The organism is Pseudomonas sp. W2Aug9 (assembly GCF_023127755.1).
Classification (GTDB): domain Bacteria; phylum Pseudomonadota; class Gammaproteobacteria; order Pseudomonadales; family Pseudomonadaceae; genus Aquipseudomonas; species Aquipseudomonas synxantha_A.
The window spans coordinates 307,333-330,373 of record NZ_SPKL01000010.1 but is presented as its reverse complement, the minus strand read 5'-3'; the positions used below and the strand labels follow the sequence as shown (position 1 = coordinate 330,373).

At 60.0% G+C, this 23,041-nt stretch carries 14 protein-coding genes; 7 read left to right on the top strand and 7 right to left on the bottom strand.

Features of this window, described 5'->3' with window-relative positions; genetic code table 11:
- Positions 1-11 precede the first annotated feature (11 nt).
- The 4 genes from E3O56_RS08370 (at position 12) to E3O56_RS08355 (ending at position 12,362) form a co-directional block, all read left to right on the top strand.
- Complete coding sequence (locus E3O56_RS08370) at positions 12-3,104, top strand: transglycosylase domain-containing protein (RefSeq protein WP_248128086.1); 3,093 nt, start codon at positions 12-14, stop codon at positions 3,102-3,104.
- A gap of 83 nt (positions 3,105-3,187) precedes the next feature.
- Complete coding sequence (locus E3O56_RS08365) at positions 3,188-8,266, top strand: DUF6543 domain-containing protein (RefSeq protein ID WP_248128085.1); 5,079 nt, start codon at positions 3,188-3,190, stop codon at positions 8,264-8,266.
- A gap of 207 nt (positions 8,267-8,473) precedes the next feature.
- Positions 8,474-11,335, top strand: coding sequence for a DUF6543 domain-containing protein (locus E3O56_RS08360; protein WP_248128084.1), 2,862 nt, complete (start codon positions 8,474-8,476; stop codon positions 11,333-11,335).
- Positions 11,238-12,362 carry an NEL domain-containing protein gene (locus tag E3O56_RS08355; RefSeq protein WP_248128083.1) on the top strand — a complete coding sequence of 375 codons (1,125 nt, stop codon included), beginning with the start codon at positions 11,238-11,240 and terminating at the stop codon, positions 12,360-12,362. The genes E3O56_RS08360 and E3O56_RS08355 overlap by 98 nt, the downstream gene beginning before the upstream one ends.
- On the opposite strand, the gene E3O56_RS08350 is transcribed toward E3O56_RS08355, so the two are convergent.
- From E3O56_RS08350 to E3O56_RS08330, 5 genes are all read right to left on the bottom strand, one after another.
- Complete coding sequence (locus E3O56_RS08350; protein WP_032881089.1) at positions 12,363-12,845, bottom strand: CS1 type fimbrial major subunit; 483 nt, start codon at positions 12,843-12,845, stop codon at positions 12,363-12,365.
- Positions 12,846-12,850: 5 nt separating this feature from the next.
- Positions 12,851-13,609 (bottom strand): pilus assembly protein, encoded by a 759-nt coding sequence (locus E3O56_RS08345; RefSeq protein WP_032877587.1) that lies wholly within the window; start codon positions 13,607-13,609, stop codon positions 12,851-12,853.
- A 59-nt stretch (positions 13,610-13,668) separates the two neighbouring features.
- A complete protein-coding gene (locus E3O56_RS08340; RefSeq protein WP_032877589.1) occupies positions 13,669-14,913 on the bottom strand; it encodes a hypothetical protein in 1,245 nt (414 codons plus the stop codon).
- Positions 14,914-14,932: 19 nt separating this feature from the next.
- Positions 14,933-17,455, bottom strand: a complete 2,523-nt coding sequence (locus tag E3O56_RS08335) for a CS1-pili formation C-terminal domain-containing protein (RefSeq protein WP_248128082.1) — start codon at positions 17,453-17,455, stop codon at positions 14,933-14,935.
- 108 nt (positions 17,456-17,563) lie between these two features.
- Positions 17,564-18,061, bottom strand: a complete 498-nt coding sequence (locus E3O56_RS08330) for a CS1 type fimbrial major subunit (RefSeq protein WP_032877593.1) — start codon at positions 18,059-18,061, stop codon at positions 17,564-17,566.
- A gap of 493 nt (positions 18,062-18,554) precedes the next feature.
- Here E3O56_RS08330 and E3O56_RS08325 point away from each other — a divergent pair, with 493 nt between their 5' ends.
- Both E3O56_RS08325 and E3O56_RS08320 read left to right on the top strand, forming a co-directional pair.
- Complete coding sequence (locus E3O56_RS08325) at positions 18,555-19,064, top strand: PadR family transcriptional regulator (protein WP_005785185.1); 510 nt, start codon at positions 18,555-18,557, stop codon at positions 19,062-19,064.
- Positions 19,061-19,828 carry a siderophore-interacting protein gene (locus tag E3O56_RS08320; RefSeq protein ID WP_248091122.1) on the top strand — a complete coding sequence of 256 codons (768 nt, stop codon included), beginning with the start codon at positions 19,061-19,063 and terminating at the stop codon, positions 19,826-19,828. The genes E3O56_RS08325 and E3O56_RS08320 overlap by 4 nt, the downstream gene beginning before the upstream one ends.
- A 1-nt stretch (position 19,829) precedes the next feature.
- Here E3O56_RS08320 and E3O56_RS08315 read toward each other — a convergent pair whose 3' ends face one another.
- Both E3O56_RS08315 and E3O56_RS08310 read right to left on the bottom strand, forming a co-directional pair.
- Entirely contained in the window at positions 19,830-20,453 is a 624-nt protein-coding gene (locus E3O56_RS08315; RefSeq protein ID WP_032877598.1) for a Pr6Pr family membrane protein, read from the bottom strand.
- Positions 20,454-20,457: 4 nt separating this feature from the next.
- Positions 20,458-20,691, bottom strand: a complete 234-nt coding sequence (locus E3O56_RS08310) for a VF530 family protein (RefSeq protein WP_003188882.1) — start codon at positions 20,689-20,691, stop codon at positions 20,458-20,460.
- Positions 20,692-20,862: 171 nt separating this feature from the next.
- On the opposite strand from E3O56_RS08310, the gene E3O56_RS08305 reads away from it, so the two are divergent.
- Entirely contained in the window at positions 20,863-22,881 is a 2,019-nt protein-coding gene (locus E3O56_RS08305) for a TonB-dependent receptor (RefSeq protein ID WP_248128081.1), read from the top strand.
- Positions 22,882-23,041 lie beyond the last annotated feature (160 nt).

Sequence of the window (23,041 nt, the reverse complement as noted above, 5' to 3'; positions counted from 1 at the left end):
GTCAATCGACTATGGGCGCACTGTGGCAAACCGAATCAAGCAAGGCTGCGAAACTACAAGGCAGTCCGGACCCAGCGCCTTTACCTAAAAATAAACCCCAGCCCCGTTATGTACGGCGGCTGTTCTGGTTGATCGTGCTGATGGCGCTGGTGGCCTTGGGGTTTGCCGCCACCAAAGAGATGCGCACGTCACGCCTGCAGGCCCAGGAACTCAGCCGCCTGGCCCGTACCCTCACCTACCAGGTACAACCCGGCCCCAGCGATGCCATCGCCTATCCCGGTGCCGGCCCTTTCGACCGGCGCCTGGGTTACAGCGACCTCGGCACCTTCCTGCCGCGCTTGCTCAAACGCGGCTATGTAATCGAGGCCCAGGCACGCTTTTCGCCCCAATTGATGGACTACAGCACCAAGGGCCTGTTCGTGCCCTACACGGAAAAGATCCAGGCCGGGCTGTCCATCACCGATTGCCGAGCCGTGCCGCTCTACCAGTACAAGTACCCGCAACAGTTGTATGAGAGCTTCGACGCCATTCCGCCTCTGGTGATCAGCAGCCTGCTGTTCATTGAAAACCGCGACTTGCTCGACCCCAGTCAACCCCAGGCCAACCCTGCCGTTGACTGGCCGCGCTTTGCCAACGCCGCGTGGTCGCAAGTGGCAAAGGCGCTGCATCTGCCGGGACAGAGTGCTGGCGGCAGCACCTTGGCCACGCAGCTGGAAAAATACCGCCACTCTCCGGATGGCCTGACCGTGTCGGGCACCGAGAAACTGCGACAGATGTTTTCTGCCGCCGTGCGGGCCTATCGCAATGGGCCACAAACCTTACCAGCGCGGCAGAATATCCTGCGTGACTACCTCAACAGCGTGCCGCTGTCGGCAGTGCCCGGCCATGGCGAAGTGCACGGCTTGGCCGAGGGGCTGCGAGTGTGGTACGGCGCCGACTTCAACCAGGTCAACCAGGCGCTGGTCGGCCCGGTGAATAGCGAGCAAGGTCTGGCCCTGCGTCAGGTGTTGTCGTTGATCATTGCCCAGCGCCGCCCTTCTCACTACCTGGCCAAAGGTCGGGAAGAGCTGGCCCAACTCACCGACAGCCATCTGCGGCTGCTGGCCCACAACGGTGTGATTGCCCCTGCGCTGTTGCAGGCAGCGCTGACGTCCAAGGTCAGTTATCGCGACTGGGTGCAACAACCTACAATGCAACCCATCGAGACGACCAAAGGCATCAGCATGGCCCGCGCTCGCCTCGCCGCCCTGCTCGACCGCCCGCTGTACGATCTGGACCGCCTCGATCTCTCGGCCACCAGCACTCTGCAAGCACCGTTGCAGGCCCAGGTCAGCGATTACCTCAAACGCCTCGCCGAGCCGGACTACGCACGCCAGGTCGGCCTGCTCGGCGATCGCCTGCTGAGCCCAACCAGTACCGCGCAAGTACGTTACAGCTTCACCCTGTTCGAGCTGACACCGGACGGCTCACGGGTACGTGTACAAACCGACAATACCGACCAGCCCTTCGATATCAACGAAGGCAGCAAACTCGAGCTAGGCTCCACGGCCAAGCTGCGAGTGCTGACCACCTACCTGCAAATCATCACCGAGCTGCACGACAAGTACGCCACCCAAACGAGCGCCGCACTGAAGAAAGTCGACATCGCCGAACAGGACCGCATCAGCCGCTGGGCCGTCGACTATCTGATCCAGACACCGGATAAATCCTTGGCCAACATGCTCGCCGCCGCCCTCGACCGCACTTACTCGGCCAGCCCCAACGAAGGTTTTTTCACAGGCGGCGGTATGCATCGCTTCCACAATTTTCGCAACGAAGACAACGGCCGCAGCCCGACCCTGCGCGACGCCCTGCGCGAGTCGATCAACCTGCCGTTCATTCGCCTGATGCGTGACCTGGTGCGTTTCAGCACCTATGCGGGCGCCAACAACAGCGCCGAGTTGCTCAAGGACGACAGTGACCCGCGCCGCCAGGAATACCTTGCCGACTTCGCCGACCGCGAGGGTACGACGTTCCTGCGCAAGTTCTGGAAGAAGTACCAGAAGAAAGACACCCAGGACCGCCTCGACACCTTTCTCGACGGCCTGCGCCCCACGCCGATCCGCCTGGCCGCCGTGCACCGTTACTTGTTGCCCAACGCCAGCCAGGGCAGCTTCGACCTGTTCGTGCGTGCGCACCTGAACGGCATCAAAACCAATGAGAAACTCACCGATGAGCGCCTGCAAAATCTCTACAAAGCTTACGGCCCCGGCAACTATGACCTGCCCGACCAGGGCTATATCGCCAAGGTGCACCCTCTGGACCTGTGGCTGATGGGCTACCTGCTCAATCATCCCGAGGCAACCTTCAGTCAGGTGGTCAAAGCCAGCCAGTTCGAGCGCCAGGAAGTCTACAGCTGGCTGTTCAAGAGCCGTCATCAGAGCGCCCGCGACAGTCGTATCCGGACCATGCTCGAGGTCGAAGCCTTCCTCGATATTCATCAGCGCTGGCAGGCGGTGGGCTATCCGTTCGACCATCTGGTGCCCTCCCTGGCCACGGCCATCGGCAGCTCCGGCGATCGCCCGGCGGCGCTCGCGGAATTGATGGGGATCATCCTCAACGATGGCGTGCGTGCGCGGGTGGTGCGTATCGACAGTCTGCACTTTGCCGCTGATACACCGTATGAAACCCAAGTGATCAACGACCCCGCCGAAGGCAAACGGGTGATGCCGCTCGAAGTGGCGCGAGCACTGCGCGGGGCCTTGTCCCAAGTGGTGGATGCCGGTACGGCCAAACGCGTGGCTGGCAGTTTCAAGCTGGACGACGGCACACCGCTGGCCATGGGCGGCAAGACCGGCACCGGTGACAACCGTATCGAAGCCATCGGCGCCGGCGGCCGGGTACTCAGTTCCAAGGCGATCAACCGCACTGCCACCTTTGTGTTCTATATCGGTGACCGGCACTTCGGCACGCTCACTGCCTTCGTCCCAGGCAGTTCGGCACAAACCTTCAAGTTCACCTCGGCGCTGCCCGTGCAGGTGCTCAAAGGCATGGCGCCAATTCTGCTGCCGTACCTAAACCCAGGCAGCCACACGCTGTGCCAGCCCGTGGTCAGTACACACTGATAGGCAACGATAGACAATTACTGCCAGGACAGCCCCGGCGCAGGCCAGTCTGAGGGCCCGATTGACTACACCCAAAAACCACCATGACCGCGACTGCTTCCTCTGCCCCCGAAGATAAAGGCCAACACTACTCACTCATCCGAGACGCGCTCCCCAACTGGGTCAAAACGCTGTCGACGTCACGCGCCAGCGCCTTGAAGTCCAGCCGCAAAACTATTGCGCCCTGGTATAAAAGTGCCTCGCCCCACCAGCATCAATTATTGAAAACCGCGATTGCCGAACATTGGCAAACCCAAACCCTTGTCGACCAGAAACTCGCCGCGGTCACCGACCTCAAAGGCTTTGCCGAGCCGTTGTTGAAAGCCGCGCTGAAACAGCAATACAACCTCGACGTCGATGTCCGCAGCACTTGCCTGCGGCTCTATGCCCCAGCCAACCAGGCATGGTGGGTCGGAGATTTTAGCGGTGGTGTGCAAAGCCGCACGGTGTCGCTGCTGGACGCGGCACTGCACAACTTTGCCGACAGCGAGGCGTTTACCGCCGATTCGCAATTCATCACCCAGCCCGACGCCCGGGGCCATTTCGATGTCATCCCTCTGAAAGCCCGGCTGTCGATCCAGCAGTTCAAAACGCTGGTTCGCGGCCTGGACATCGGCGCCCAGTACCAACAGCACCTTGAGAACTATCTCGGCCGCACCGCCCCGGTGGTCGAAGGCGTGCTGCGAGCCCGGGTGATGCTCAATCAGCAGGCCGCCCTCAAGGTGGCTGCGCGCATGGCATTAATCAGGGGCGATATCCAGGCGTTGGATCATGCGTTGATCACAGGCTTGGTCAGGGGCCAGCAAAACCTCACGCTCGACGGCAAGGCCGCGCACTGTCATGACCTGAGCCTGATGGATGCCACCTTGACCGGCGTGGTACTGATTGCCGCCGACCTGGAAGTCAGTCGCCAGGCATCGCCCGTGATCGCCTATATCCCGAATGACCCGCAGCACCCACTCAAACGCTATGCCTCGACGGTGGAGTTCATGCAGGCACTGACCGGGCAACTGCGGCAAACCGACTACCAGCAATTCTTCAGCCGATTTGTCGAGCATCAGTACCAGGGGCATTTTTTCAACCAGTTGGGCACGCGTTTGAGCCAGGTGAAATGGCATCAACACGCGCCCGGCGATCCACAGCCGACCTGGCGTGAAACACCCCGCGACAACCCCAACCTGCAGTTCAGCGTGACGCGTGTACGCACGCCACTGTGGGAGCACCTGTATCAGCAAAGTCTCAATAAAATCCTCAACGATGCCCGTGAGCTGGCGATCGCAACCGCCTACGCCGACCGCATGGCACGTTGGGCCTGGTGGGACAATCTAGAAAAAGTCCTCTCGGACATTCTCAACGCGGCGCTATTAGTGGTGACCCCCTTCGTTCCGTTTTTGGGCGAATTGATGCTGGCCTATACCGCTTACCAACTCGCCGACGAGGTGTTCGAAGGATTGTTGGATTGGGCCGAAGGCCAGGGCATAGAGGCCATTGAACATGTGGCAGGGGTGACGGAGAACGTGGTGCAACTGATCGCGTTCGGCGCCGCCGGGCAACTGGCCCATCTTAAGCTGTCCCCCTTTGTCGAGGGTTTGAAGCCTGTGATGCTGGCTGACGGCAAAACCCGTTTATGGCATGCGGACTTGAGCCCCTATGAACAAGAAGCCGTAACCCTGGCCCCCGGTTCGAAACCCGATGCCCATGGGTTTCACTCGCACGCAGGCAAAAAAATCCTGCGCCTGGAGAACAAGCACTACGAGGTCAGCCAGGAACCCGACACCGGCCGGCACCGGATCATCCACCCACAACGCCCGCACGCCTATCGTCCCGAGGTGGTGCTTAACGGTCAGGGGGCCGTGGTGCTGGAGGGCGAAGAACCCAGGGCCTGGGACGACTCACAACTGCTCCAGCGCCTGAGCCCCATCACCGCCACCTGGCCACCTGCACGCCTGCAACAGTTATACGATATCAGTGGCACCGAACCCGGCGCGTTGAGGCATATGTACGCCGAAAACCAGGCCCCGCCGCCGCTATTGACCGATACCCTGAATCGCTTGGAACTGCGGCAGCAGATCGACGCTCTCAGCGAACCCTCCGCCGACAACGGTGAAGCCGCCTATTGGTCCGCCGACATGGTAACGCGAATGCCTGGCTGGCCGGCCGATAAAGCCGTCGCGGTGTTCGAAGCCGCCGACCTGAGCGGCGAGCCGATGCACCATGGCGCAATGCAGGCAACTCAGGAATCGACGCTGGCCATCAGCCGTGAAGCGTTATTGGCAGGCCGGCTAATCCCACGAGTCGTAGACTTTCTGGACACAACCGAGCTTACCGCTCTACTCGACAAGCCCTTGCCCGCCGACAATGACGCGCGGGTGCAAATCCTGCGTGAACAGCTGAGCCGCTACATCACCACACGCAAGGAGGACATCTTCGAGCACCTGTACGGTTTCAAACGCCAGTCAAAAAGCGCCCACGGGTTACTGCTGCAACGCCAGTTCCCCGAGCTGCCCGACACCCTGACCCAAGTGATACTGAACCAGGCCCGCCCGGCGGAAGTGCAGTTGATGAATGACGAGAAGCGTTTGCCGCTACGGCTCAAGCATCAGGCCCGGGAATTACAGTTCGAAGCGCGAACCACCCACGCCTACGAAGGTTTCTACCCGGGCAACGCGCCCACACCCGATACCGAACGGCTGCTGCTCAACGCGCTGAGAATCCACAGTGACGCGTTCGCCGACCTGCGCCTGAGTATCCGCGAGCAAGTACCCAACGGGCACCTGCGTTGCCATGTCGGTCCGGACGAGGCAGCGACCGAGACGCTGCTGGTACGCACAGCACCAGGGCGATATGCAGTTCACAAAGCCGGCGTCGAGAATACCTGGGACCTGTATGAAGCCGTGCTGCAAGCCGTCCCCGCTGGCACCCTGGGTTTTGCGCCGGGTGATGGCGAGGCGTTGCGCCAGTGGCTCACACGCACCTTGCAACCACCCGCCGAACGCCGCACCGTGTTGGCCGAACCGCCGGTCTTCACAGTCGCCCCCCTGGAGACCCAACATCTGCTGCAAAAGCCAATGTTCAGCGCCCTGCGCCGTAGGCTGGGGCGCGCCAGCGTAGACGAGCGCCTCAAGTCGCTTTATCCGACGCTTTGCGAAGAAGATGTAGCGGCCTACGCCCTGTCGCTGGACTCGGCCGAGGGACAGCGTCTACTCACGGAGCTTGAAACCCAGAAAAAAGACCTGCTCCGCGCCCTCAAAAATTGGCAGGACCTACCGGCTGCCGGCACCCAAAGACGTCGCGCAACACTCCCGGAGCAGTTGTTCAGGAAGCGAGTGACTGCGCTCATACAAAGCAGTTGGGAGCAATCGTCCAAGGGCTACGAAACGGATTTCGGCGAGCGTCGAGTGGGTAGCGAACTGGACCTGCGTGGAGAAACCATCTACGGGTTTCTACAAAACTTCCCTCGATTGGACACCGCGTTGAACCACATCACCAACCTGAACCTGTCAGGCACCGACTTCACTGACGCCGACAGCCCGTTCCTGCACAATTTCCCTAACCTGCGTATGCTGGATATCACCGGCAAGCACCTGAAGACTTTTCCATCGGCCCTCAGCGGTATGCGTCGACTCACCCATCTGGGCCTGTCCGAAAACCCGATTCGCTGGCGTGCGCAGAACCTGGAACACCTCAGGCAATTGCACCACCTGAGGGTATTGATCCTCTCGCACAATGAACACCTGGTCACACCGGCGGACATTAGCCGCATGCCGGAGCTGCGCATACTGGCGCTCAACAACACGCAAATCCGCGATTGGCCCATAGGGCTGTTCGAGCTGCCGCGCTCGCCCGACTTCAACCTGAATTTGTTGAATACGCCGATCACCCAAGTACCGATCGTCGAACCCGGCTCGGTGCAAGCCGAACTCGTGACACGCGCACGCCTGGACAACAACAAGCTGGAGCGCGACGCCGAGGATCGACTGGTCAGTTACCGGCGCGCCGCGGGTCTGGATCCTTATCGCACCTATCCCCCCCGAGGCGAGCTGGACAGTCAATTCTGGCTCGAACACCTGACACCCGAAATACGCCAGGGATGGCAGGAAATCTGGGACGATCTCGAACGGGAACATGGCTCACAGGGTTTTTTTGAAGTCATCAGAAGCCAGCGACAACCCACCCCCGACATCGTCCACGACCCAGCCGACCTTCTGCGCTACAACCAAAACCTCAGACAATTGCGCACCAATGTCTTGCGTCTGCTAAGGGCCGCCGACAGCGACGAACAAACCCGCACGGCGCTGTTCAACCTGAGCGCCATGCCGACCCACTGCGCCGATGCGGGCGCCCAGCTGTTCAACGCCATGGGTATCGAAGCCATGAAGCTGGAGGCATGGCGCGAGCCTACCCCTCAAGCCCGGACCGATGCGCTGGTACGGCTGGCCAAGCAAAAGGCCCGGCTGGACAAGGTCAACCAGATCGCCAGGAAAGACATCCAGACTCGCCTCAACACCCCCACACTCAATGAGGATGGCAGCGAAGGCCCCTCTTTGCGGCTGACCACCGATGTCGTCGACGGTGTTCCGGGCACTCTGGATGAAGTCGAAGTGTACAGCGCCTACCAGACCGGACTGAAGGAACGCCTGGATCTGCCTTGGTTGGCGGACCACATGCTGTACCGCGATGCCGGCAATGTCGCAGACTGGCAGCTGGCCAATGCTTACGACAAGGTCATCGAGGAGGAGCAAGGCGACGGGCTGGTGAACCAGATGCTTGAGCAGTATTTCTGGAGCGACTACTTGCTCAATACCCGTCCCGAGGCGTTCCGACAGATCAAATGCCAGCATGAACAGGCCAGCGAAAGCATCGACGACTTGCGCCTGGCTCAAAACGCTTGGGCCGCCCATGAACAACTGCCACCGGAGCGCAAGAGTTCGACCACCAGTACCCAACTCCGGCAGCGTCTGCTCGACCTGGCAGACGCGCTGAATGTCCCCCATGAGCAAGTCCTGACCGGCGAGCCTATGACGGAAGAACGGTACTTGAGCCTGTTTTTCAAGAGTTTCTACGACGAACAGGAACTGGGCCGCCGCTTGACCCGCGAGGCCATGGTTGCCGCCGGTTTTTAACCCTCACGCCCATTGCACAATGGCTCATCCTTCAGCATGAGCGTTGAGGGGCATATCGGTCCTCCATCGCAACCCGGCACCACCGACCTCAGACGGTGCGTCAGCAGCAAGGACGATGTAGTGGTTATGTAGGCCTGCCCTCCTCGTGAGGGTGATTAGTGTAGATCGGGTTGATCATCCGACTGTTCACTTAAAGGCATCAAAACCATGTTACTCGAACGCCCCTACCTACACGCTGCGAGCCACGCCAGCCAGGGTATTCATTTTGACTTTATCCAGCGTGCAATTCCGGATTGGCTCCGCACTGCCACGCTGACACGCGTTCGCGCAGTGCGGGGCGCCAGCCCTTATGTCTATACCCGCCTCAAGGCTGTGGACGCGCCTGCAGACCCTGCCCCCAGAGAAGCGATGGCCGAACATTGGGCAGCCAGGAACGCCTTGGATGAACAACTCAAATACATGAAGGACGTGTATTCATTCGCCGAGCGCCTGCTCAAAAAAGCCTTACGGGAATACGGCAACATTGATGTGAGAAACACCTTTATCCGTCTTTATGCCCCCGCCAAGAAAAGCTGGTGGGTCATTGGGGTGCACAAAGGTGTGACCAGCCGAACCGTGTCGTTGCTGGATGCCGCACTGCATAACTTTTGCGCCAGTGAGCAGTTTGCCGACTATGCGTTCTTGTCCCGCGTCGACGCTCGTGGCCAGCAAAACATCCTGACGCTGACCTCCGGCACCAGTGGTCAACCCTTGACGGCACTGGGTTTCAAAAACCTGTGCCGCTCGCTCGATATCGGCCGGCAATACCAGACACGGTTATTGAGTACCCTGGGCTTCAGCAATCCGGTCCAGGCCGATTCCTTACGGCTCAAAGTGATTGCCTGCGACAAAGCCTCGCTTAAAAATGCAGCCTGCATCGCCTTTGCACAGCAGCACATCCAAGCCGATGCGAGGCGTTTGCTCTTTGATATCGTCGAAGGCAAGCCCACCCCATCCCTGGGTGGCATACCGGTGGATTACTACAACCTGAGCCTGCTGGATGCCCGGTTGAGCGGTGTCCTATTGATTGCTGCGCCCCAAGGCCGCGACAAACACATCGAACGCTTGATTGCCTATATCCCCGAGGACCCCGAGCATCCGTTGAAGGAATACGCCTCGCCGGTCGCGTTCATGAACGAGTTGACGCGCCAATTGCGCGACAACCCCTCGCCCCTCGATGCAACAGGCCAAACGCCGAACAAGGCGACCTACCGCCAGTTCTTCAGTCAATTTATCGACCACAAACAACGCGGACATTTTTTCGCTGAATTGCAAAGCCGCCTGTACAAAGTGCAGTGGCACCAAAAGGCACGCACCGACAACGGCCCCAGCTGGCAAACCCTTAAGGTCGACACGCCGCAGTTGCACTTCAGCGTGCAAAACATCTTTGACGATTACCAGAACCGCCCGCCCTCAGGCCGCTCCGAGCCCGATACGCTGTGGCATTACCTGTACCGGGTCAAACTCAACAAGATCGTCAACGATACCCGGGAAATTGCCATCACCACCGCCTATGCAGACCTGATGGCACGCTGGGCCTGGTGGGACAACCTGAGCAAGATCCTGTCGGACATCTTTAATGCCGCGCTACTGGTGGTCACCCCATTCGTGCCATTCCTGGGGGAGCTGATGCTCGCCTACACCGCCTACCAGGTGGCCAACGATGTGTTCGAAGGCATCGTTGACTGGGCACAGGGCAAAGGGCTGGAAGCCATCGGTCACGTCATGGAGGTAGTGGAGGCGGTGGTGCAGTTGGGGGCTTGGGCGGCGGCAGGAACTGTCGGCCAGACCCTCACCCTCAAGCTATCGCCATTCGTCGAGAGCCTGCGCCCAGTGGAACTTGCCAGCGGCGAACAACGCTTGTGGAACCCGGATATTTCGCCTTACCAGCAGAGCATCAGCCTGCCCAAAGGCATTGAGCCAGACGCACAAGGCCTGTATCAGCATGCTCAAAAACACTGGCTGGTACATGCTGACAAACACTATCAGGTCAAGCCGGATCCGCACCTGACCCACCACCGGATCGTGCACCCCAACCGGCCGCAAGCCTACCGACCGAAAGTACGCTTCAATGGCAACGGTGCCTGGGTGCATGAAGGCGAACAACCGCGCAGCTGGGACGAGCACACGCTGATGCGCCGTATCAGCTCCGCCACCCATACGCTCACCACCGAACAGCTCGAACAGATCCGCATCATCAGTGGCAGCGAGCCCGACCATCTACGCTATATGTATGTGCACAACCAACCGTCTCCGCCGTTGCTGGTCGATACCCTCGAACGCTTTCGCGCCGGCCGATTTGCCGAAGAATCGGCCGGCAGGATACGCACAGGTCAGGTACTTGAGCCGTATTCCTACTGGTTCGAACAGGCCGTCACAGAACTCCCCGGCTGGCCGCCAAGCAAAGCCCTGGAGGTGTTTCACAACAGCGACCTGAGCGGCGACTCGCGCAAGTATGGCGATGCCACCGCCCTGCCGGCCAATACCCTGACCATCAGCCTGGCCGACGTGATGGCGGCCAAACTGCCGGAGCGTGTGCTGGGTTTTCTCGAAGAACAGCAGGTCAATACGCTGCTGGGCGAAACCTTGCCCAAGGCACAACGGGCCCAGGCACTGCGCGACAAATTAGCCAGTTACGTCGATGGCTTTGGCGGCCACATTGCCAGCAGTCACTATCAATTGGGCCAAGCCAGCAGCGATCCGCACATAGCCCTGCTACGCCAGACCTTTCCCGAGCTGCCGCTGAGCAGCGCCAACGCCTTGCTCAAACAGGCATGGCCTGAAGAATTAAAGGCAATGACGGACGAACAGCGCCTGCCCTTGCGCCTCAAGGGCCTGGCTCGAGAACTGTCCTTCGACAACAAGGCCTGCCGTGCAGTCGAAGGGCTTTACACGCCTGGACCAGGGCAAGCTCACCTCGGACTTTCAAGACTTGCTCGCCGAATACCGCGAGTCCGTGGGGTTGGACCCGCTGCGCTTCTACGCCCCCAAAGGCGAGAGCACGCCCTGGCTCACCTACATCAAGACTGAAGAGGTTGAACGCCACCGGCAACTCTGGGATGAGATTGAAAAAGAGCCGGGCTCCCAGGGCTTGTTTGAAGTGATCAAGTCCCTTGAGGAGCCGGATGCGTTTCAAGCCGAGGAGGACCGCTTGGCCTACCAGAGCAATCACCCTGAACTGAGCCAGAGAGTCTGGCGCCTGCTCAGAGCAGTGGAAGCCGACAGCGAATTGCGCGACCGCGTGTTCAAGGATACCCGCTACCCTGGATTGTGCCCCGATGCGGGCGCGCTGATCTTTCAGAAACTGGGCATCGAAGTACTCGCCAGCGAAGCCTATCGGACCAGCACATCGCCACAGGAACTGGAGGCCAGGCTGGTGGTACTGGCCCGTGGAGCCGCGCGCGATGCTTACATGGGCAAGGCCATTGGTGAAGATATCGCCCAGCGCCTCAAACCCAAAGAACAGGGGGGGAAGGGGCAGCGGCTATGGTCGCAGGTCGTCGACGGCGAGCATGGAGAGGTCGATGAGGCCGGCATTCATCTGGCCTATCGCAGCACACTGGCAGACCGACTGGACCTACCGTGGTTATCTACCCATATGACCTATCGTACCCTGGCTGACGTGACACACGAACAGATCGAGAAAGTTGCCAACGCAGTCGCCAGGCTTGAAGAAGGTGACGGGCTGGTGAATCAGATGCTGCTGGACAACGGCTGGGAGCGTTACCTTGAGCAGCACAACCCCACCGCCAAATGGAACAATGACACCGCCTTCGACCTGAAATATGCTCAACTCGACGAACTGCAAGCGCTGCAACAGCAATACGCAGACTCGCAAGACCTGCCCGAGGCCGATCAGGAACCCCGGCGGGAAAAACTGCGCAGCTTGGCACAGGCGCTGGAGCTGGACGAAAGCAGCGTGTTATCCGGTGATCCCATGAGCTCAACCCTGTTCGATACGACACTCAACGAGTTGGGCTACCGTCACACACAGTGGCTGCGGGACCTGACCCGCGAGGCCTTGAACCGCGCGGGGACCCGCAGGAACCGGACTTGATCAAGGCGCCGGAAAATCAAACAACAGGTGCACCGTGCCGTAATACTCGCCGCCCTTGTAACCGTCCGCCGGTTCGATGGCGGCAATTTCCAGCTCGGCGCGGCGGCCGGCACGTGCCTCGTCGGCGCTGAGGACCAGGGTCGAATCCAGCGTCAGCGGCACCCGGTTGAACAACACCTGCAGTTCGATACGGTTGCGGCCACTCAACAGGTAAGGCGTATCCCCCAGGCGCGCGGCCACCCCGCCATTGATGTTCTTCACGTCGAAGTTCTTGCGCAGGCGTCCCAGCCGGGCAGTCGCCAGGTCCCAGGCCAGCACCTGGTCCTGCCCCATCCAGTCGGGCTCGGAGGGCAGCACATAGGCTTCATGGATCGGGATGGTCACCGACACATCAAACGTGTGGCGCTCCTGGAACGCCAGCGCCCGTTCGCCCATCAGCACAGGCGCCATCAGTACCGCCAGTACCGTTAGTTGCTTGAACATAGTCATCACCCGTTACTGCTGACCGACATCGGTTTTTTGTTGCGGCCTTCGATCATCTGGAAGTTGAACTGGCGCTCCGGCTTTTTCTCGAGCACCAACTGGCGACCGGGCAGGATGTGGTGCTTGGTGGTAGCCTCACAGTCGGTCTTTTTCGCCACCGAACAATCGCGGAACTCATCGAGCACCACCACGCTGTTGCCCGCATTACGCAGGGTGTACTGGCTGCTGGTCTCGCTGATTTGCGTATCGAAACGGGTGTCCTTGGGCCTGACGAAAAACACCGTGCCGTAGCCCGCCATGACATTGACCCCGGCCGCCAGCGCGTCTTTGTACTCGGCACGCTCTTGATCGGTCACGGCAAAGTCATCTTCCTTTTCCGGTACCACCGGGATGAAGCGCACACGAAAGTAACGTTCGGTGTCGCGTTCGCCCATATACAGCAACCGTGTGCCCTGACGCCCACCGGCCGGTACGATCAGGCGCGCCGGGCTGGCCATCAGGCCGTCGCGATTGGTGGTGCTGCCTTTGGCGTCGGTCATCGACGCGACGGGCACTTCCCGGGACGTGCCGTCGGCGTTGTAGACGATCTCCAGCACATTGACCTTGATAAACGCGGTACTGGTGCCGCCGTTGTAGACCCGCTTGAGGTAAGAGCTGCGGTCGCCGTCCAGATAGTCATAGACCACCCCAACGTTGATCGCCGGCCCCGCATAAGCGCCCAACGACATCAGGAACAGCCCCACCGCTAACACTGCATGTTTCATGTTTGATTACGCCTTATAGATTGAACCCAGCCAACGGCTGATATACGGCCAGTGCCCACTCAGACTTCTGAATCCCAGATCACCGTGACCACGCCCGAATAGGTGCTGCCCGGATGCTCGAGCATGTCTTTGACGTCGCCGCTTTCGACTTCAAAGTGCAGTTTTCCGGAGCGGTTGTTCACATAAAATACCGGCTGGAACAGCTCGGTGCCCACGCCATCCAGGCGCAGGGGCAGCTTGTTGACGGCTTGCCCGGCCTGGTCCTGCATGCCAAATGGCAGGCTGACAGCCACCTGCAACGGCACCTGGTCCCCCGCGCCGTTGCGCAAGCCACAGGTGTTGCCCACCGCAAGGCTGCATTCGAGCTGCATCTTGAAACGCCCACTGGCGGAAATGACGAAGGTCTGGTCACGGAACAACCGCGCTGGCTGGCGCCCACGGTTGAGCCAGGCTTGCCAACCGCCTTCGGGTAGCAACTCGATGCGGTTGCCGCCCGGCGGGAGATCAACCTTGAGCTCGTGCTCCACCGACAATTGAAAATTGAAAGTCAGGGCGCTTTCAGTCGACGCCATCACGTCACCGAAATCAAAATCCCCGCCCGGCCCGATGCTGTAAGTCAGGGAGCCCCGGTATTCGCCGCTGGCCATGCCTAGCGGGTTAGGGGTTTTGAGTTCGTAGCCGTACTCCAAGTGGTTGTAGGCCAAGCGCGGAAAAGTGGTGCCCGGGTTTACCGTACAAGCCCCCACGCCCTCCGGGACGATCCAGAAAAACAGTGCGAAATTGGCGGATGCCGCCAAGTAGTTAACCCCCTGGCAGGGAGGCGCACCGTACGTCCATAGGTAGCTCCAACCGGTCCCTCCATTGGCCCACCCGCTGACGCCAGGAGGACGCGGCACATCCCAACGTGTACCAATACCCGCAATGCGCATTTGAACGGTTTCAACCTCACCCGTCCCGACATGGGTCACCTGCACATCACGCCAAGATGAAGGCACTTTGAAATAGGCGCCTTTTCGCGGATCTTCATGGTTGGCCTCGATCGGCTCTACCGAGTTGGCCCTGAATGCCGGATCACGAATACTGAAGGTATTCAGCGCCTCACACCTGGCTGGTACGTGCCACGCACACACGCCACTGTGGGGCGTGGTGTTCTGAAACTTGTTGACCATAGGGTTCGACGGGTCAGGACGAAACACCGCCGTGATGTTTTGCACCAGCGCATGCGCAGGCAGGCTCATACTGACCAGCGCGAGCGCGAACGCACACTGCTTCAAGCCTGTTCTTGTTGCGTTTTTCACGTTCATAAAAATCCAGTCCATGCCATCAACCAGCGGTTTCGGCGTTGTGGGTCGCTTCTGCGAGCGTGTCCTTGGTGCAGCGCAAATCGCCGATCATCAACACGTCACTTTCATTCGGTGCGTTAGCAGGATCCAGGCGGAACTGACAGAGCAACTGGTTTTGGTAGCGCACTTGCAAGGTGGGTGCGCTGGAACTCATTTCCATCGAGAAGAACCCGTCCACTTCGCTGACTCCACGGCTGGCATGGTTGATCACGTGATGGCCCTTGAGCGGTGCACCACGTTCATCCAACAAGCGGCCGAGCACGGTGACGGTTTTCATCACGGTGATTTTCCGGTAGTCCACGCCGCCTTTGTTCAGGTGATAGCTGGCGCGGGTCGGCTGGATATTGGCGGCGGGCGGGTGATTGCCTTCAAAATCGAAGCTCACGCTGCTGCTCTTGTAGGCCGAGACCGGCACGTAGTTGCGCCCGGGCCGCAAGATGGCGCCGCCACCGCCCAGGTCGTCGGCGCGCAGAGCGATTTCATCGAGGTCGGTTTCCACGTCGATGATCATCCCGGCACCGTTACCCTGGTATTGGCTGCTCAGCAGCATCTTGCCGGCACCGGCGACAAAGGTGCTGTTGAGGTTCAAACCACCACTCAGGTCGCCATTGAAGGAGCTGCGCTGCACAAAGCCGTCGCCACTGAACGCGTCTGTATTGAAGCTGGCCATGCCCGACAGGCCGACACCATAGGTATCGGTGATCGCTGTCGCCGAGACGCTTTGCAGCGCGTGGTCGGTGAGGTCCTGGCGCAGGGTCACCGAAGCGTTATTGTCGCGCCCGCCATCACGGGCGGTACGGGTGCCGATGCTGCCGGAAATCTGCCGGCCATCGCGGCCCAGGTTCATGCTGACGCTCACGTCCACGCCGCGATTGCGTGCATCGTTGGTGCCAGCGCTACCGGGCCGATCGAACACCGAGAAGCGCCAGTTGGCATCGCTGCCGAACAGGTTGTCGTGGCGGCTCCAGCCCAGGTCCAACCCCGCGCCCTCGATATTGCCCTCACTGTGGGACAGGCGCATGTTCAGGGTGTTTTTCGCGTCGAGGCGGTGGTTGACCGACAACGCGGTGTTGCTGGCCTCACCCACGAAGGTATTGCGGCGCAGACGCGTACCGTCCGGCAGTGTTTCGTAGGTGTCACGCGTGTCTAGCCAGCTGCGGTTATGGCTGAACACCAGGTTGGTTGAGCCCAAGGTGTAGAGCCCTTGCAGGTCCATGCCGGTGCCATGTTCCTGGGTCTGGTACAGGTTGGCATAGACGCTGGTGTTGTTGGCCACCGTCCAGTCCATCGACCCGCCGTACTGGAGTTGCTCGCGCACCTGGCGGGCCGACAGGCCAAGGATCACGCGCGGGTGTACCAGATAGTTGAGCGACGCACCGGCCGTCATTGCACCCGAAGCCTGTTCGTCCCAGTTGCTGAACAACTTGGTCTCGCGCCCGGCGAACAGGTTGTAGCGCCAGCGGTCTTCCGCGTTGCGCCAGTTGCTGGGCTTGTACACCAGCTCCTGGGTGGTGCTGGTGGTGAGGCCGTCTTCCACCAGGCGCACTTCCACTTCATAGATGCCGCCGGGCAGTGGCCGTGTATCGAGGGTTTGCAGGCCCGCCGCTACCGCCTGGGTATTGATCAGCAAGCCGTTGCGGTAGATCTCCACCGCCGCTTGACGGTTGGCGGTAACGTAGATCGGATACACGCTGGGCTTGGAATTGTTAATGGCCAGGCTGTCGGAGCTGCCGTACATCAGACCCAACGCCGTATCGGGGCTGGCGCCGAAGCTGCGCAGTTGACGGGTCAGGCCGTCGGAATTGGGAGTGAAGTGACCCAGGCGGAAAAATTGCCCTTCGAGTTCGCGCTGGGTGTACAGCTCGTGAATCGCGTGGCGCATGGGTTCGTTGTCGCCACTCTGACGCGCCAGTTGCAGGTTGAATACCTGGCTCCAGTTACCCACGCTGGAACTGGCTTGCAAGCCATAGCGACCGCCCAGGCTGTCTTCCTGGCTGCCGTTGAGGTTGAGCTGGTTGTTAATGATCAGCCCCAGGCTGCCGCCTTCGGGCTGGTCATAGAAACGCGGAATGTCGTCACTGCGTTCGACGTCCTGGGTGAGGATCGACAACTGGGAGTTTTCCAGGTTGTAGAACGCCGAGATCATTTTTTCCGGGCAGGCCTGGGTGCAGGCGCCCAGGGCCACGCTTTTTTCCAACACGGCTTGCCAGGTATCACGGGTAGCGGCCGGGACTTTGCTGTCGCCGGTGTCGGTAAATTCGAGCAAGGTCACGCGATCATCCCGTGACAGCACAATCAGAGCCTCGCCCAGCGGTTGCTGGTCAAGGTCCACACGCACCGCCAACGGCACGTCGAAAAAGTGATCACTGAAACCTGCGGGCAGACCTTGGGCCTGGGTAATCAAGCTGCCAGGGGTTGCAGCGCCGGAGGCAGCGGGTGCAGCCAGCGCACTCGTACACATCAACAGCGCAAGCGCAACCGCGATAGGCGTCATCGGAAACATGAACGGATACCCTGAATGCCAAGAGATAAAAAAATCAGGTCGGCGGACAGAGAAGGGAATCAGCCGACCTGCAAGTGAATGCCCGTGATTAACAGGCACTCATTGGCATCACAGGGCTGGCAGTACGGCGTCGAATACCACCGGAATGGTGGTGGTGTAGGCACCGCGCTGAGTCGCCGTAGGCTTGGCGGCAGCGATGCGCATTTCCGCACCCACGCCTGGGGTGGAGTCGGCTTCGTTGACCACTTCCTGTGGCGTGCCGGTGAGGGTCACCCCGTTGAGGGTGGTGGTAACCGGGATGTTCTGCGCGGCATCACCGTTGAACAGCACCGCCGGGCCACCTTCGATGTAGGCGGCAACCGAACCGTTGGTGTTCTTGATGTCGTAGATGGCGCTCAGGGGAGCCAATTCACCGCTGACCAGGTTGTAGGTCATGGTCTCGTCACGGCCCCAGTTCGGATCACGCGGCTGGGCGTGGAACACGGTGGTCGGGATGTTTGCCTTGAGGTTGACGGTGTGGCTGGCTTCACCGGCAGCGATAGCGGTTACCGAGGAAGACAGCGCCAGAACAGCCAGGGGAACAGCAACAGCAAACTTCTTGAACATGGTCAATACCTGTAGTTGACAACATTGATTGGTTCATTGCCAAGGAGATCCCCAACAACGAATTACATTGCCGATTAGTTGGAACAAGCAATGCCAAACAATGATCAATCGAAACTATAGGCAGGTATGCAGGCGCATTCCAAAATGAGCGTAGCCCTTGTAAACAGCGGTTGAGCGAAAAAGATGGCATTTTGCCAAAACTTTAAAATTATCCGTAGGAAACAGGCTACACACTTAAAAACACGATAAAGAAGTTACTGTAAGACACAGACCACACCAACTCAAAAGCACCTCCACAACCACGGGCCAGATAAGAATTCGAGTCATGACTCTAATTAAAGTTATAACTCTATAAATAGAAAAGATCCAATCGGACTTGTTTCACTTATGACCGAAACCCGTGCCTACCCCGTTGACCGTTGGTCGCCAAGGACTACCATTTCAGCAAAGATATATCTTAAGTTATATCTAAACCTGTTCAGAGGACTTGCGCATGAAACACGAGCATCGCGGCGAATTTGAAAAACGCGGCGGCCGCGGCCCACGGGTATTCGCCCCCGGCGACCTGAAGCTGCTGCTGTTGTCATTGATCGCCGAGCAACCTTGCCATGGCTACGACCTGATCCGCCGCATCGAGAGCCTGTTCGACGGCGCCTACAGCCCCAGTCCCGGCGTGATCTACCCCACCCTGACCTTTCTTGAAGAGAGCGAGCTGATCAGCGGCGACGCCGATGGTGGAAAAAAACGCTACACAATCACCGACGCCGGTCGTCTCTTCTTAAGCGAACAAGCCGTTGCCCTGGATGGCGTGCGCATGCGCCTGGATGTCAGCAAGCGCTCGCTGCGTGGCCACGACCGCCCACCCCAGATCCATGAGGCGGTGCACAACCTGCGCCACGCCTTGCATTCGCACAACGGGCACTGGAGCCCGGAAGAAATCATTCGTGTCGCGGCGCTGCTCAATCGCACCGCTCAAGCCATTGCCGACGGGACAGACCAATGAACACACAAGCCATTCATCGCGTGACCCACGAAATCAAACGCCGCCGCCTGGAAGTTCTGCGGGTGGTGGACATCACCCCGCGCATGCGCCGCATCACACTGGGCGGGCCTGAGCTGGAGGGCTTTATCAGCCTGGGCAGCGACGATCACATCAAACTGCTGTTCCCGCAGAACGCCGCCGAGCAAGCAGCGCTTGAAAGCCCGACGTTCGCCATCAAGGGCGACGGCCCGCAACCGGCCATGCGCGACTACACGCCACGGCGCTACGACCTGGAAACCGGCGAGCTGGATATCGACTTCGTGCTGCATGGCGATGGCCCTGCGTCCACCTGGGCCGAGCAGGCGCAGGTCGGGCAGCACCTGTATATCGGTGGGCCACGGGGCTCGATGATCGTGCCGGACATTTTCGACAGCTACCTGCTGATCGGCGACGAAACTGCCCTGCCCGCCATTGCGCGGCGTCTGGAGGAGTTGCCCGCTGGGCGCAAGGTGCTTGCGGTGATTGAAATCGCCGATGCGGCGGAGCAACAGACGCTGCAAAGTGCGGCCGATGTGGAGGTGATCTGGGCGCTGCGTGGCCGCGATGACCTGCTTGAGGTGGTGCAAAACCTGACGCTGCCCGACGGCACGCTGTACAGCTTCGTGGCGACCGAAACCAAGTTGTCGCGCCAAGTACGGCGGGTGTTGCTGGACACCCACAAAGTCAATGAGGAATACCTCAAGGCCGTGGGTTACTGGCGCGCCGACGGCAGCCCGCAAGAGTGAGTCAGGGCCGGGGCTTGATGAATTTATCCAGCCCCACCATCACCAACGCTATCGCCACAAACCCCGCCAGAATCCCCCCGGCATTCACAAACACTTGTGGATAACCGAGGCGGTCCACATCGATGAACGGGTACTGATATTGCCCAAGCAAATGCCCACGCATCAGCACATACGCGAAGTACATCAATGGGTAAATCACCCAGGCGCCGATGTGCTTGAGGCGCAAAAAACCCTTGGGCACACAGCGCCACCAATAAATCAGAAACAGCAACGGCATCACGTCGTGCAGCAATTCATCGGCGATAAATTGAAAGCCTTCAGGGCTCCACAAATGCCGCAGCAGCAGGTTGTAGGCCAGGCTTACCACCACAATGCTCACGGCGACTCCACTGCTGATGTGAGGTGCCAGGAAAAACCGTTTGCCGGCTGACTCCCGGTTGACCCAGGCATAGCTCAACACCACCACCACCAGGGTGTTGGTCAACACGGTGAAGAAACTGAAAAAACTCACCAGCCCACCCAGCAGGCTGGCTTCAATGGACCAGCGTGAATAAAGGATCAGGTACTGCTGGATCGCCAACCCCACCCAGCCGGCAAGCGCCGCCGTCGCGACAAAACGCTTCATGGGTTCAGTCCAGCGGGCGTTTGGTGCGCATCAGCTTGACGTACAACCCTTCGACTTTTTCCCGCGCCCAAGGCGTCTTGCGCAGGAAGGTCAGGCTCGACTTGATGCTCGGGTCGCTCTTGAAGCAGCGGATATCAATACGTTCGGCCAAGCCGCTCCATTCGTAATGCTCCACCAGGGTGGTGAGCACGTGTTGCAGGGTCACGCCGTGGAGCGGGTCGTTGCTTGTCGCGGTCATGCCGGGCCTTTTGCAAAAAGAGGAAACACAGCCGCGCACCTTAGCCGACGAGGCGTGCAGGTGGAAGCATCGCATTGAATATAGCCCGCCAGGAAAAGTTCCCCTTCCAGACGAAAAAAGAGATGTTATATTGTAACTATATCTATCAGACGTTTTGCCTAGGAATATCCGATGTCCCTGCCTTCTCTCTGGCGCTTGTCCCCTCTCGCCGCCGCCTTGTTGATCAGCTCACAAGCCTATGCCCTGGAACTGCCCCCCCAAGTCGTCACTGGCAACCCGCTGGGTAGCGAACAATTGGCCTCGCCCACCACTGTGCTGGAAGGTGATGAGCTGACCCTGCAACAAAAAGGCAGCCTCGGCGCAACCCTGAACAAGCAGCCCGGGGTGTCATCGTCGTATTTCGGCCCAGGCGCCAGCCGCCCGATCATTCGCGGCCAGGATGGCGACCGTATTCGCATCCTGCGCAACGGCGTGGGGGCGCTGGATGCGTCGTCGCTGTCCTATGACCACGCGGTGCCGCTGGACCCGATCAATGTCGACCGTATCGAAATCGTGCGCGGCCCCGCAGCACTGCTGTACGGCGGCAGTGCCATCGGTGGCGTGGTCAACACCTTCGACAACCGCATCCCCACCGAGGCCATCGAAGGCATCCACGGTGCGGGGGAACTGCGCTACGGCGGCGCCGACACCACCCGCAGCAGCGCGGGCAAGCTGGAGGCCGGCAACGGCACATTCGCCTTGCACCTGGACGCCAATGCGCGGGAATTCAATGACCTGAAAATCCCCGGTTATGCGCGCAGCCGCCACGCGCCGGAGAGCGAAAACGGCCCCGGCAAAAACGGCCGCCTGGGTAACAGCAACGGACGTCAGGACGGCGGTGCGGTGGGTGGTTCCTACACCTGGGATGATGGTTACGCGGGCCTGTCCTACAGCAACTACGACAGTAATTATGGCTCCCCCGCCGAGCAGGATGTACGCATCCGCATGAAGCAGGATCATTACGCCTTTGCCTCCGAAATCCGCAACCTGCAGGGCCCGTTTACCTCGGTGAAGATCGACGCGGGCTACACCGAGTATCAGCACCGCGAAATTGAAGGCGGCGAAACCGGCACCACCTTCAAGAACAAAGGCTATGAAGCCCGAGTGGAGGCGCGTCACCAGCCCATCGGCCCGTTCGACGGCGTGGTCGGCGCCCAAGTGACCCGCAATGAATTTTCGGCCCTGGGTGAGGAAGCGTTCGTACCGCAGACCGATACCAACGCTGGCGCCCTGTTTATTCTGGAAGAGATGCAAGCCACCGAGCGCTTGAAACTCAGCCTGGGTGCGCGCCTTGAGCACACCAACGTCGACCCGGATGGCAAGGGCAATGCGCGCTTTGCCACTGCGGATAAATCCAACGACTTCACCGCAGGCAGCCTGTCGTCGGGTGCGGTCTACACGCTTACGCCAATCTGGTCGGTGGCCGCGACGCTGGGCTACACCGAGCGCGCCCCGACCTTCTACGAGCTGTATGCCAACGGTGCCCACGTCGCCACCGGCACCTATGAATTGGGCGACGCCAACCTGTCGAAAGAAAAGGCCGTGTCCAGCGACCTGGCCCTGCGTTTTGACAATGGCACCCATAAGGGCAGCTTTGGCGTGTTCTACAGCCGCTTCTCCAACTACATCGGTTTGCTCGGCACTGGCCGCACTTTGAACGACGAGGGTGAAGAGGATGCTGGCGGTATTCCGGAGTACGGCTACTCCGGCGTACGTGCGCGTTTCGCCGGTTTCGAAGCCCAGGATCACTGGAAGCTCGGCGAAGGCGCCTACGGCAAGTTCGCGCTGGAACTGTCGGGCGACTACACCCGCGCCACCAACCTGGACAGCGGCGAAGCCTTGCCGCGCATTGCGCCCCTGCGTTTGAACAGCGGCTTGCTGTGGGAAATGGATCGCTGGCAGGCACGTATCGATGTGGAACATGCTGCGGGCCAAGGGCGCGTGCCGGATAACGAGAGCGGCACCGATGGCTACACCACTTTGGGAGCAAGCGCGGGGTATCGCTTCAACGTCGGTGGCAGCCAATGGCTGGCGTTCGTCAACGGTGAAAACCTGACCAACCAGACTGTGCGCTACGCCAGCTCGATCCTGCGCGACATCGCACCGGCACCGGGGCGCAGTGTGCAGTTCGGCATCCGCACCACCTTCTGACCAACACCGAAAACCCTTTGTGGGAGCAAGCCCCCTCCCACATTATTAGCCAGCGACTATCTGTCACTGTTACCAAAACTGAAATGATGCATCTTGCGATTCACCCTTTCTCAAAACGCCCCGCCGCATTATCCTTCGCAACAATCTGAAACGCTTCACC

What these genes read in the sequence shown, in the direction of transcription:
- E3O56_RS08370 (WP_248128086.1), top strand. Translation starts at nt 12, where the DNA reads ATGGGCGCACTGTGGCAAACCGAATCAAGCAAGGCTGCGAAACTACAA.
- E3O56_RS08365 (WP_248128085.1), top strand. Translation starts at nt 3,188, where the DNA reads ATGACCGCGACTGCTTCCTCTGCCCCCGAAGATAAAGGCCAACACTAC.
- E3O56_RS08360 (WP_248128084.1), top strand. Translation starts at nt 8,474, where the DNA reads ATGTTACTCGAACGCCCCTACCTACACGCTGCGAGCCACGCCAGCCAG.
- E3O56_RS08350 (WP_032881089.1), bottom strand. Translation starts at nt 12,845, where the DNA reads ATGTTCAAGCAACTAACGGTACTGGCGGTACTGATGGCGCCTGTGCTG.
- E3O56_RS08345 (WP_032877587.1), bottom strand. Translation starts at nt 13,609, where the DNA reads ATGAAACATGCAGTGTTAGCGGTGGGGCTGTTCCTGATGTCGTTGGGC.
- E3O56_RS08340 (WP_032877589.1), bottom strand. Translation starts at nt 14,913, where the DNA reads ATGAACGTGAAAAACGCAACAAGAACAGGCTTGAAGCAGTGTGCGTTC.
- E3O56_RS08335 (WP_248128082.1), bottom strand. Translation starts at nt 17,455, where the DNA reads ATGTTTCCGATGACGCCTATCGCGGTTGCGCTTGCGCTGTTGATGTGT.
- E3O56_RS08330 (WP_032877593.1), bottom strand. Translation starts at nt 18,061, where the DNA reads ATGTTCAAGAAGTTTGCTGTTGCTGTTCCCCTGGCTGTTCTGGCGCTG.
- E3O56_RS08325 (WP_005785185.1), top strand. Translation starts at nt 18,555, where the DNA reads ATGAAACACGAGCATCGCGGCGAATTTGAAAAACGCGGCGGCCGCGGC.
- E3O56_RS08320 (WP_248091122.1), top strand. Translation starts at nt 19,061, where the DNA reads ATGAACACACAAGCCATTCATCGCGTGACCCACGAAATCAAACGCCGC.
- E3O56_RS08315 (WP_032877598.1), bottom strand. Translation starts at nt 20,453, where the DNA reads ATGAAGCGTTTTGTCGCGACGGCGGCGCTTGCCGGCTGGGTGGGGTTG.
- E3O56_RS08310 (WP_003188882.1), bottom strand. Translation starts at nt 20,691, where the DNA reads ATGACCGCGACAAGCAACGACCCGCTCCACGGCGTGACCCTGCAACAC.
- E3O56_RS08305 (WP_248128081.1), top strand. Translation starts at nt 20,863, where the DNA reads ATGTCCCTGCCTTCTCTCTGGCGCTTGTCCCCTCTCGCCGCCGCCTTG.